This window comes from Croceivirga sp. JEA036, assembly GCF_011882165.1.
GTDB lineage: Bacteria > Bacteroidota > Bacteroidia > Flavobacteriales > Flavobacteriaceae > Croceivirga.
The window spans coordinates 102446-115004 of the sequence record NZ_JAATON010000005.1 but is presented as its reverse complement, the minus strand read 5'-3'; the positions used below and the strand labels follow the sequence as shown (position 1 = coordinate 115004).

Sequence of the window (12559 nt, the reverse complement as noted above, 5' to 3'; positions counted from 1 at the left end):
CCAGAAATGAAAAAAATATTTGCAGTAGTTGTGATTGCCCTAGGTTTCTATTCCCATGCACAACAAACTCCAGCACAACCGCAATCAGAACCCATATCCATAGAAGGGGCTACAGCACATTTAGGTAATGGAGAAATTATAGAGAATTCCTTAATTATGTTTGCAGAAGGCAAGCTAAAATTTGTTGGCAGTGCTAATACCAAAATTGCAAGATTAGGTAAAACCATAAATGCAGAAGGTAAACATGTATACCCAGGCATTATTGCACCAGCCAAATCTTTAGGTTTGGTAGAAATAGATGCAGTTAGGCCTACAAGAGACCAAGACGAAATAGGTGAAATGATTCCGCATGTACGCAGTATCATAGCGTACAACGCAGAGTCTCAAGTAGTAGAAAGCATGAGACCCAATGGCGTTTTAATTGGACAGGTTACCCCACAAGGAGGCACCATATCTGGCACCTCTTCTATTGTGCAATTTGATGCTTGGAACTGGGAGGACGCTGCAGTTAAGACAGATGATGGTGTTCACTTAAACTGGCCAAGTTCTTACCGTAGAGGTCGCTGGTGGATGGGGGAACCTAGAGGATACAGACCAGACAAAGATTATGATAAAAACGTAACGCAGTTAAAGGAATTTTTAGCTAATGCTGCGGCCTATAATAAAGGAAAATCTGTAGAGGAAAATCCTGCTTTTGCAGCCATGAATGGTTTATTTACTGGGGACAAAAAGCTTTACGTTTATGCTCATGGAGAAAAAGAAATTATAGACGCTATAACCAACGTAAAAGCTGCAGGTATTGCTTCTGTTGTGTTAGTAGGTGGGTATTATGCGCCAGCCACTACGGACTTGCTTAAAAAGCATGACGTTCCAGTTTTGGTAAGACACACCCATAACTTACCCCTATTTGAAGATGACGACTATGATTATCCTTACAAATTACCAAAAATTTTGGCCGATGCTGGTCTTTTGGTAGGCATGCAAAATGCAGATGCTGCAAACTTTCAAACAAGGAATTTGCCATTTTATGCGGGGCAGATTGTAGCTCAAGGTATGGATAAAGAAAAGGCATTAGCAATCATCACTGGTAATAACGCTAAAATTCTAGGCATAGATAATGCTTACGGAACGTTAGAAGTGGGTAAGAGTGCTACCTTATTTATTGCTGAAGGCGATGCGTTAGATATGCAAGGAAATGTACTAGATAAGGCCTTTATTGATGGTAGAGATATTTCTTTAGAAAGTCATCAAACCAAATTATGGAAACGTTATATGGGCAAATACGAAGCGGGAAAATAACCGATTTAGCCTAAAATTAATAAACCGATATGCTGATAATTTATGGCATATCGGTTTTTTTGTAGTGTAAAATCAACCTAACAGACTAAAAATGACTAAGAATATCTTAACATCGCTTCTACTACTAAATATTACTTTAGTTGCCTTAGGGCAAACTACAGCTATGACCTATAATATTAGATATAACAATCCAGAGGATAAAGAAAACTGGTGGGAACATAGAAAAAATGAAGTTGCCCAATTGATTAACTTTTACCAACCTACTATACTTGGTGTACAAGAAGCCCTGAATAATCAAGTAACCTTTTTAGATTCCAATCTAAGTGCCTATCAATATGTTGGTGTTGGTAGAGAAGACGGAAATACTAAGGGCGAATACGCTCCAATTTTTTACGACACTACTAAGGTATCTTTGATTAAGACCAAAACATATTGGTTATCTGATACTCCAGAAAAGGTAAGCGTTGGATGGGATGCCGCCATGGAACGGATAACCACTTTTGCCCATTTTAAGGAAAAAAATACAGGTCAAGACCTATATGTTTTTAATTGCCATTATGACCATCTTGGGGAGCAAGCAAGAATTGCTTCGTCTAAACTAATCCTAAAACTTATACATGCGCTTAAACTAGAAGGGGAACGAGTTGTTGTTATGGGCGATTTAAATGCTAGTCCAGAACAACCACCAATAACAATATTGATAGAAGAATTAGAAGACGCCTACCGTAACTCTGAAAAAGTGTATGGTCCTTTTGGTACGTACAATGCATTTAACCTAACCCATCCTTTAGACCGAAGAATTGATTACATACTGACCAAAAATTTGAAACCAAAAACCTATCGCACCATAGATGACCGAAGAGCAAATTTACTTTACCCTTCGGACCATTTACCTATACTAATACAGTTTTAATTATTCTGGTTTTACATAAAATTCACCCGCCTCTGGTTTAGCATAAAACGCTATTGGTTTGGCTTGTTCGCTTAAACTAATAGCCTTAAACGACACTGCATTTCGTTCTTCCATGATTTTTCTTCCTTCGCTTTTGTGCCATGCTATAGTTGTAGGTAACACTACGCCATTAAAGCTATCCCATTCTTTATAGTTTATCCAACTCACTTTATCAGACTTTTCGCCAGTCCTATACGTAACGGTATACCCTAACCACTTCATCTTATATGTGTTGGCATCATAATGCAAATAATATTCGTCCTTAGAAGAGGTGCCAACGCCTTCATTATAGGTAATTTTAACGCCGGGGTACATTACACCTTCAACTTCCAATGGTTCAGTTTCTGCATAATTTATCCCATCATCCGCCAATACAAAAGGCATGGCATAAAAATAGAACATCAGGTTATGGTAAAATTCAGCATTACCCTTAAACGCTCCTTCTTTGGCTAAAAACCATGGATTATGGCCATCAAACCCTATATCATACGCAGGTGTTTCAATCTTATCCATCCTTGTTCTTAGATCGACAGTGTGTACTTCTTCATTATCGGATTTTGGAATAGTAAAACTTAAGGTGCGTTGCTTTTTCCAACTAACCAATCCGCCATGCGCTTCTAATACCTGTTCTAAGGCTTCTGGATACTTATGAGGAACTTCTTTTTGTGTAGTCTCCTCGGATACATTGCTAATTTCAGATTCTTTTTTTTTAGGTTGACAGGATACAAAAATAAGTACCCACACCCATAGCGTAAGTTGTTTCATGTTTTGTTATTGTAGTTTTTGCTTTGGTCGTAAAGCACTGGAATAGTTTACAGGAATAAGTACATTTGGCGTATGGAAAGCGCCAAATACATCAGTAGCCCAAATAATCCTTTGGTTAAGAAGCTCGTACAAATAAAGGACAAATCTAGAGAACGTAAAAAATCTGGATTATTTATGATAGAAGGGATACGAGAATTATCCTTAGCCCTAAAAGGCGGTTATCAACTAGAAACTATATTATTTTGCGATGCAATTTTAACAGACACTTCAATCCTAATTAATTACCCGGCTAAAGAAGTTATTGGGGTGAGCAAAGAAGTGTACCAAAAAATTGCACATAGGGATACCACTGAAGGTATCGTAGCCTTAGCACACACAAAAAGCCATACTTTAAATAATTTAGAACTTACAGCCAATCCGCTTATCCTTGTTGCAGAAGCTCCAGAAAAACCAGGCAATATAGGTGCTTTATTACGTACGGCAGATGCGGCGAATATAGATGCGGTTTTAATTGCAAACCCAAAAACAGATATTTACAATCCCAATACAATCCGTTCTAGTGTAGGTTGTTCTTTTACCACACAAATAGGTATGGGGTCTACCAAAGAGATATTGAATTTTCTTAAAGAGAAGCATATTGCTATCTATTGTGCTGCTCTTAGCGCTTCTAAAAATTATGTAGAAATTGATTATAGTAAAGCCGCTGCCATTATAGTAGGGACAGAGGCTACAGGTTTATCAGACAATTGGTTAGCAGCTTCTACGCAAAACATTATTATTCCTATGCAGGGTGAAATTGATAGTATGAATGTGTCTGTATCCGCAGCAATTCTTATCTTTGAGGCGAAGCGCCAACGCGGATTCAACTAAACCATGGATACCAACATCCTTTTTTATTGTATCGTATTAATTTTACTGATACAATACTTAATTGAAACGGTTTTAGAGGTATTAAACCACAAAAGCTTTCTACAAAAAGTTCCCCCAGAACTGGCAGATGTTTTTGACCAAGAAGAATACCGCAAAGCCAAAAACTACCAGAATGCCAATTATTCTTTTGGCTTTTTGCAAAAAGCGTTTTCCTTTTTTAGCACCCTTATTTTTCTATTGATTGGTGGTTTTAATTGGTTAGACCAAACTTTACGTATTTATACAGACAACCCCTACGTTCTAGCTTTATTATTTTTTGGTATTCTTTTTTTTGTAGGCAACTTGGCTGCCATCCCATTTGCATACTACCAAACCTTTAAAATAGAAAGTAAGTTTGGTTTTAATAAAACCACGATAACCACTTTTGTAACAGATATTTTTAAAGGATGGGGATTAACCATAGTTTTTGGCAGTGCCTTATTAAGCATTCTAATATGGTTTTTACAATGGGCTGGTGTTCAATTTTGGCTCTACGTATGGGGAGTTTTTATAGTCTTTATGCTTGTTATAAACTTATTTTACAGCAAATTAATCGTTCCATTATTTAACAAGCAAGAACCTTTAGGTTCTGGTACATTAAAATTGAAGATTGAAAATTATGCTCAAAAAGTTGGTTTTCAATTACAAAACATTTTTGTAATAGATGGCTCTAAAAGGTCTACTAAAGCCAACGCCTATTTTTCTGGTTTTGGCAAACAAAAGCGCGTGACCTTGTTTGATACTTTACTAAATGATTTGGAACAAGAAGAAATAGTTGCCGTTTTAGCGCACGAAGTTGGGCATTATAAAAAAAGACATATTGTAGTTAACTTATTGGCATCTGTATTAACGACAGGTTTTACCCTTTTTGTTCTTTCGTTATTCATCAACAATCCAGATTTATCCAAAGCCATAAAAGTCCAAATACCAAGCTACCACGCTGCGCTACTTGCTTTTGGACTGCTATACAGCCCTATTTCTACCCTTACTGGTTTGGTGATGAATTATCTGTCTAGAAAATTCGAGTTTCAAGCAGATAATTATGCCAAAGAAACATATGCCGCACAACCGCTCATCAGTTCTTTAAAAAAATTATCTAAAAATAACCTAAGTAATTTGAGTCCCCACCCAGCTTACGTTTTCATGTATTATTCCCATCCTCCGCTTGTAGAACGCATTAGAAATCTTAAGGCATAATTTTTGTTGCTTCCAAATAAAGATTGACGTAATTTTAATTTACTATGACGGAAGCTGCAATAGAAAAAGAAAACAAAGAAATTGCACAGCAATACAAAGAATTGCTGCGCATTAGCTATCAAACATTGACCGATGAGGACAAAAAATTGATACGCTCTGCCTTTGATGTTGCCGTAGATGCCCACAAAAACCAGCGTAGAAAATCTGGGGAGGCCTACATCTTTCATCCAATAGCCGTTGCTAAAATTGTAGCCTCAGAAATTGGTCTAGATGCTGTTTCAATAGCTTCCGCTCTATTGCATGATGTTGTAGAGGATACGGAATATACTTTAGCTGATTTAGAAAGACTATTTGGAGAAACTGTAGCCCGCATAGTAGATGGTCTTACCAAAATTGCCCACCTTAAAAAAGACATGAATATTAGTCAGCAAGCGGAAAACTTTCGTAAAATGTTGCTGACGCTGCATGATGATGTTAGGGTAATCATTATAAAAATTGCAGACCGCTACCACAATATGCTCACTATGGATTCCATGCCAGAGCATAAACAGGTTAAAATTGCTTCAGAAACACTTTATATTTATGCGCCTTTAGCCCATAGAATTGGATTATATAATATTAAAACACACTTAGAGGACCTAAGTTTAAAATACACCGAACCAGAGGTGTATAATGACATCTTTAATAAAATTGAAGATACCGAAGAAGAACAACAGCGTTACATACAAGATTTTACCAAGGTCATTGAGGATGCTTTGGACGATGAAGGCCTAAATTATCATATTAAAGGGCGAATGAAATCCATCTTTTCTATAAGAAGAAAAATGATGGCACAGAATATTGGTTTTGATGAAGTATATGACAAATTCGCCATAAGAATCATCTATAAGTCTGACCGTAAAAATGAAAAATTCTTAGCATGGAAAATCTATTCTATTGTTACAGACCACTTTACACCTAACCCTGTACGCTTAAGAGATTGGATAACCTCTCCAAAATCCACAGGTTATGAAGCCCTGCATATTACCGTAATGGGACCGCAAGGCAAATGGGTAGAAGTACAAATACGTAGTGAGCGTATGCATGAAATTGCAGAGAAAGGATACGCGGCTCACTTTAAATACAAACATGGCGCCCAAAACGAGCAGGGTATTGAGGAATGGTTAAACCGCCTACAAGAGGCTTTAGAGAGTTCTAACACTAATGCTGTAGATTTTGTAGAAGAATTTAAATTAAACCTTTACAGCAAAGAAATCTTTGTTTTCACTCCAAAAGGAGAACTAAAATCCTTACCAAAAGGAGCCTCGCCATTAGATTTTGCATTTCACATCCACACGGAAATTGGCATGCGAACCAGGGGCGCAAAAGTTAATGGTAAATTGGTACCCCTAAACACCAAATTAAAGAGTGGTGACCAAGTAGAAATTATTACCTCTGGTAATAGCAAGCCAAACCAGAACTGGTTAGATTATGCCCATACTGCACGGGCAAGAGCAAAGATAAAATCGTCCTTAAGAGAAGAGAAAAAAGAAATTGCAGATGAGGGTAAGGAAATGTTGCGCAGAAAATTGCGTTCACAACGTATTACCTTAAATGAAGATGTAGTGAACCAAATGGTGAACTATTTTAAGCTTAAAACTAGCTTAGATTTATTTTTCCGAGTTGGCAATGGCGCTATAGACAATCAAAAAATAAAAGACTTTACCTCTACGTATAACAATGCGTTTATCAATTTCTTTAAAAATAAGATAAGACGTACTCAGGTAAATGAAGATTTAGACAAAGATGAAATAACCCAAAAATACGATATGCTCGTATTTGGGAGCGAGGAAGAAAAATTAAATTATAAACTGTCTAAATGCTGTAATCCCATCCCTGGAGACCCAGTTTTTGGCTTTGTTAGCGTCACAGATGGCATAAAGGTACATACCAAAACATGCCCCAATGCCATACAATTACAGTCTAACTATGCGTACCGAATTATCAGTGCCAAATGGATAGACTCTACCCAAGAAGAATTCTCCGCAGACATTAAACTTACTGGTATTGATAACCTGGGGCTAATGAATGAGATTACCAACATTATCTCTGATAATATGCATGTTAACATGCGTAATTTAAATTTTAGTGCTGAAGGCGGAACGTTCACTGGCAAAATCACCGTAATTGTAAAAAACAAGACCATACTAAAAAAACTTATCGACAATTTAAAAGGCATCAACGGTATTGATAAAGTGGTACGTATATAAATAAAGATGTAACTTTGTTGGGTTGATTGTTACACTATTATGGGGAACGATAAAAATCAGGAAATCGTAAAAAACGTTTTTACTGCCTTCTTAGAAGAGAATGGGCATAGAAAAACGCCGGAACGCTACGCTATTTTACAAGAGATTTATGCCAGTGATGAGCATTTTGATGTTGAATCCTTGTACATAAAAATGAAAACTAAAAATTATAGAGTTAGTAGAGCAACCCTTTACAACACTATAGAACTACTTTTAGATTGTAAATTAGTGCGTAAACACCAATTTGGCACTAGCCAAGCGCAATACGAGAAATCCTATTTTGACCGCCAACATGACCATGTTATTTTAACCGATACGGGAGAGGTAGTAGAATTTTGTGATCCACGTATACAATCTATTAAAAAGACCATTGAAGAGGTTTTTGATATTAAAATCAACAACCATTCTTTATACTTCTACGGCACCAGAAACAAAAACGAAGAAAACGTAACCAAATAAGCACAAACTTAATGGTAGATTTATTACTTGGACTCCAATGGGGAGACGAAGGCAAGGGAAAAATTGTTGATGTTTTAACCAAAGACTATGACATTATAGCACGCTTCCAAGGTGGTCCAAATGCAGGCCACACCTTAGAATTTGATGGTATAAAACACGTTCTACACACCATTCCGTCTGGAATTTTCCACAAAAATGCTATGAACGTAGTGGGTAATGGGGTAGTTATAGACCCTGTAATTTTTAAAAAAGAGTTAGATAACTTGGAACAATTTCAAATAGACTTTGTTGCTAAATTATTAATCTCTAGAAAAGCGCACCTAATACTACCAACACATCGTTTATTAGATGCAGCTTCAGAAACTGCAAAAGGTAAAGCAAAAATAGGTTCTACCTTAAAGGGTATTGGACCAACCTACATGGATAAAACAGGCAGAAACGGAATGCGTGTAGGCGATTTAGAATTTACCGATTGGAAAGAAAAATACAGAGCCCTAGCAGATAAACATGAGGCAATGATTGCCTACTATGATGTAGACATTCAATATAATTTAGATGAATTAGAAGCAGAGTTCTTTGAGGGCGTAGAAACCTTAAAAAAACTGACATTTATAGATAGTGAACAGTACATTTTTGATGCCATGGCGGCTGGCAAAAAAATACTAGCAGAAGGTGCGCAAGGCTCTCTTTTAGATATTGACTTTGGAACCTATCCTTTTGTAACCTCTTCTAATACTACTGCAGCAGGGGCTTGTACCGGCTTAGGTGTTGCACCTGGTAAAATTGGCAGCGTACTTGGTATTTTTAAAGCCTATACTACACGTGTAGGTAGTGGTCCATTCCCTACTGAGTTGTTTGATGAGGCTGGTGCTACCATGGGCCGTGTTGGAAACGAATTTGGCGCTACTACCGGCAGACCAAGACGTTGTGGTTGGTTAGATTTAGTAGCACTTAAATATGCCGTACAGATTAATGGTGTTACCGAATTAATGATGATGAAAGCTGATGTACTAAGTGGTTTTGACACCATAAAAGTTTGTACAGCATACCACTATAAAGGAGAACAGATAACACATTTACCGTATAATATAGAAGCAGAATATGTAACTCCTGTATACACAGAACTTAAAGGTTGGCAAGAAGATTTAACCAAACTTTCTAAGGCAGAAGAATTACCTGCAGAATTGAACGCATACATTGCATATTTAGAAAAAGAATTGAATGTTCCAATTAAGATTGTTTCTGTAGGACCAGATAGACTACAGACCATTCTACGTTAAAATAGTATTACTTTAATGGATAGGCTCTCTTTTGAACAAAAGACCAAAGGTTTTTTATGCAACGGAGAGCCTTTCTTTTTTATTATTGACTTTGAACAAGAAAATTGCATTGCGCTATCTCCTAAGGAAGCGGAAAGACAAAATATCCTTTTTAATATAAAAGGATTCTCTAACGCTCCCAGCCTAAAAACAGAACCGGATTCAAACATTACTTTAGACCCAATACCACTCAACTATGAACGGTATAAAAAAGCTTTCGACCATGTTCTGAATAATATTCATGCCGGCAATAGCTTTTTGTTGAATTTAACTTTCCCAACGGAATTAAAGCGCAACGTGGACTTAAGAACAGTATTTAATCTGGCCAATGCGCCTTACAAATTACTATTCAAAGACCAATTTGTATGCTTTTCTCCAGAATGCTTCGTCAAAATAAAAGAAGACCACATCTACTCCTACCCTATGAAGGGTACCATACCTGCACATTTGCCTAATGCTTTAGAGTTGTTACTTAAAAATCACAAAGAAATACAAGAGCATAACACCATTGTAGATTTAATTAGAAATGACTTATCCTTAGTAGCTAAAGAAATTACTGTGACTAAGTTTAGATATGTAGATAAAATAAATACCGTCACGGGCGGACTGTACCAAACAAGTTCCGAAATACGAGGCAAATTACCTTTAAACTGGAAAGACAATTTTGCAACACTATTATTTAAATTACTTCCTGCTGGTTCTATTAGTGGTGCTCCCAAAAACAAAACAATCTCCATAATTAAAGAAGCAGAACAGTATAAACGGGGATATTACACTGGTGTTTTTGGTGTTTATGACGGTAATACAATAGATATAGGAGTTGCCATAAGATTTATTGAACAAATAAATGACAAAGCCTATTTTAAAAGTGGCGGAGGTATAACACACCAAAGTGTTTTAGATGAAGAGTATGATGAACTTTTAAAAAAAGTGTATGTTCCCACTCTTTGAAACTATTTGTATAATGGATGGGGATATTCAGCATGCTGAATATCATGAGGTTCGTTTTTTAAGGTCGTTTCTAAAATTTTACGGAACAAGCCCTTCTTTCTCATTGCTACAAGGTATAACCATACCAAATACTTATAAAAAAGGAACTGTAAAATTAAAAATCTGTTATAATCAGTACAATAAGCAATATGAATTTTCTACCTACGCTCCAAAGAAAATTACAACCCTTAAAGTAGTTGAGGATAACGTTATAGATTACGATTTAAAATTTACAGACCGCTCTCCTTTAACCCAGTTGTGGCAAGAACGTGGAGATTGTGATGATATTATCATCTTAAAAAATGGGCTACTTACAGACACCTATTTTGCCAACATAGCTTTTTTAGAAGGTGAGCAATGGGTTACGCCAGATAGTTGTTTGTTGCAAGGTACTTGTAGACAGCGCTTGTTAGACCAAGGTATACTTATAGAGCAAAAAATTACGCTTGCATCCTTACAAAACTATAGTGGATTTCAACTTATGAACGCTATGCTTACCTTTTCTCCTACGTTCTATATACCAATAGAAAACATAAAATTATAAGCGCATATACTACGGCTTTTAAAGCGAAGGAAATAGGTCTGAATCATCCTTCTGCTAAATCTATATTAAACAAAAAGTAATCTAAGCTCAAAAACGCTACTTTTGAACAAAATTTTCAAGCAATTGAAACCATTTACATCACTACTATTACTACTAGTATTTTCTGTTGGATTTGCGCAAGAAAAACCAGCTGAGGGCAGACAAATAAACATTGTTTACGGAGCAAACTTTACCAAGGATGAAGCTAAATTTCCAGGAGCCTCTATTTTTAGTAAAGATGAAGAGAGACAAGTACAATTTGAACATCAAGGGGCCGATTTGTGGTGTGATGTTGCCGTATTTTATGCCCAAGAAAACCGCTTACGTGCTATTGGCAATGTACGTTTACAGCAAGGAGATTCTATAGAAATGAATAGTGGCAAGCTAGACTATAACGGTAATACCAAACTAGCCAGAGCTTATGAAGCTGTAGATTTGAGCGACCAACAAATGACTTTGACTACAGATACACTATACTTTGATAGAGAAAAGCAGGAGTCTTATTATAAATCTGGTGGTAAAGTGGTAGACTCTGCTAATGTATTGACTAGTATTATTGGCACGTACTTTATGGAACTGAAAAAAGTGCAATTCCAAAAGAATGTGCATATAGACAATCCAGAATACGTGATTGACTCTGAACAATTAAACTACTACAGAGTATCTAAAAATGCGTACATGTACGGACCATCTACCATTACTGGAGAGGCTTATAAAATCTATTGCGAACGTGGGTTTTATGATACTAAGATAGAACAAGGGTATGGTGTAAAAAATACAAGAATAGATTACAGTAATAGAATCATTGAAGGGGATAGCGTATATTTTGACAAAGCAAGTTCTTTTGCCTCGGCTACCAATAATATTAAAGTTACAGACACCGTAAATAACGGGGTAATACGCGCCCATTATGCTGAAGTTTTTAAAGATAAAGATTCCGTTTTCGCTACTAAACGTGCTGTGGCAATTAATTTAGTTCAGCAAGACTCACTTTATATTCATGGCGATACCCTAATGGTAACAGGGCAACCAGAAAATAGAATTTTACGGGCATTTAGTAATGCTAAATTCTATAAAACAGACATGAGTGGCAAGTGCGATTCCATACATTCTTCTGAGAAAACAGGAATTACACAATTAATTACCAATCCTGTACTTTGGAACATGGACAACCAAATGACAGGTGATAGTATCCATTTATTATCCAATTTAGAAACGGAGGAATTAGATTCTTTAAAGGTAATTAACAACGCATTTATTAGCTCTTTTGATACCATTGGTAAACAAGGTTATAACCAAGCTAAAGGCAAAGATTTACTGGGTAAGTTTATAGAGAATGAGCTTAAAATTGTTGATCTTATAAAAAATACAGAGGTAATCTATTACATGTATAATGATGACAATGAACTCATTGGCATAGACAAGACAATAAGCAGTAAAATAAGATTAGAACTCAACAATAGTGATATTGAGAATATTACGTTTTTTGTAAATCCAGAAGGTAAAATATATCCAGAAAAGGATTTGCCCTTAGAAAACAGAAAACTAAAAGGGTTTATCTGGCGTGGAGACGAGCGTATTTATAAGAAAGAAGATATTTTTGATGAGGATGATAACAACATTGTCTTAGTTAAAATAAGAGGTATAGACGCACCCATAGATATAGATGCAGAAGAAAGTGAACGTAGTGGTGAACCCTTGAAGAAACAACCCATTAATGCAAAACCCAACAGCAAAGCCACTACCCCCACTAAATCCAAAGTAAAAAAAGCGGTTAGATAATAGTACCAGGTATTTT

At 36.3% G+C, this 12559-nt stretch carries 11 protein-coding genes; 10 read left to right on the top strand and 1 reads right to left on the bottom strand.

Annotation, left to right across the window (positions count from 1 at the left end; genetic code table 11):
- Window positions 1–6: 6 nt before the first annotated feature.
- Both HCO57_RS13585 and HCO57_RS13580 read left to right on the top strand, forming a co-directional pair.
- Complete coding sequence (locus HCO57_RS13585; RefSeq protein WP_167989470.1) at window positions 7–1299, top strand: amidohydrolase family protein; 1293 nt, start codon at window positions 7–9, stop codon at window positions 1297–1299.
- Window positions 1300–1390: 91 nt separating this feature from the next.
- On the top strand, window positions 1391–2212 hold the full coding sequence (locus HCO57_RS13580; protein WP_167989469.1) for an endonuclease/exonuclease/phosphatase family protein: 822 nt from the start codon (window positions 1391–1393) through the stop codon (window positions 2210–2212).
- Here HCO57_RS13580 and HCO57_RS13575 read toward each other — a convergent pair whose 3' ends face one another.
- The gene (locus HCO57_RS13575) at window positions 2213–3016 is read right to left on the bottom strand and encodes a DUF6503 family protein (protein WP_167989468.1); all 804 of its coding nucleotides are present in this window, start codon (window positions 3014–3016) and stop codon (window positions 2213–2215) included.
- Between the two features lie 72 nt (window positions 3017–3088).
- Between HCO57_RS13575 and HCO57_RS13570 the strand changes: the two genes are divergently transcribed.
- The 8 genes from HCO57_RS13570 to HCO57_RS13535 all read left to right on the top strand — a co-directional run bounded on the left by HCO57_RS13570 (window position 3089) and on the right by HCO57_RS13535 (window position 12543).
- A complete protein-coding gene (locus HCO57_RS13570; RefSeq protein ID WP_167989467.1) occupies window positions 3089–3886 on the top strand; it encodes a TrmH family RNA methyltransferase in 798 nt (265 codons plus the stop codon).
- Window positions 3887–3889: 3 nt separating this feature from the next.
- Complete coding sequence (locus HCO57_RS13565) at window positions 3890–5122, top strand: M48 family metallopeptidase (RefSeq protein WP_136950942.1); 1233 nt, start codon at window positions 3890–3892, stop codon at window positions 5120–5122.
- A 44-nt stretch (window positions 5123–5166) separates the two neighbouring features.
- Complete coding sequence (locus HCO57_RS13560) at window positions 5167–7371, top strand: RelA/SpoT family protein (protein WP_167989466.1); 2205 nt, start codon at window positions 5167–5169, stop codon at window positions 7369–7371.
- A 39-nt stretch (window positions 7372–7410) separates the two neighbouring features.
- Window positions 7411–7869 (top strand): Fur family transcriptional regulator, encoded by a 459-nt coding sequence (locus tag HCO57_RS13555; RefSeq protein WP_136950940.1) that lies wholly within the window; start codon window positions 7411–7413, stop codon window positions 7867–7869.
- A gap of 11 nt (window positions 7870–7880) precedes the next feature.
- On the top strand, window positions 7881–9149 hold the full coding sequence (locus HCO57_RS13550; RefSeq protein WP_167989465.1) for an adenylosuccinate synthase: 1269 nt from the start codon (window positions 7881–7883) through the stop codon (window positions 9147–9149).
- A 15-nt stretch (window positions 9150–9164) separates the two neighbouring features.
- Window positions 9165–10139, top strand: a complete 975-nt coding sequence (locus tag HCO57_RS13545) for an aminodeoxychorismate synthase component I (protein WP_167989464.1) — start codon at window positions 9165–9167, stop codon at window positions 10137–10139.
- Entirely contained in the window at window positions 10123–10722 is a 600-nt protein-coding gene (locus HCO57_RS13540; protein ID WP_167989463.1) for an aminotransferase class IV, read from the top strand. Before HCO57_RS13545 ends, HCO57_RS13540 begins: the two co-directional genes overlap by 17 nt.
- 102 nt (window positions 10723–10824) lie before the next feature.
- Window positions 10825–12543 carry an OstA-like protein gene (locus HCO57_RS13535; protein ID WP_167989462.1) on the top strand — a complete coding sequence of 573 codons (1719 nt, stop codon included), beginning with the start codon at window positions 10825–10827 and terminating at the stop codon, window positions 12541–12543.
- The last annotated feature ends 16 nt before the right edge of the window (window positions 12544–12559 follow it).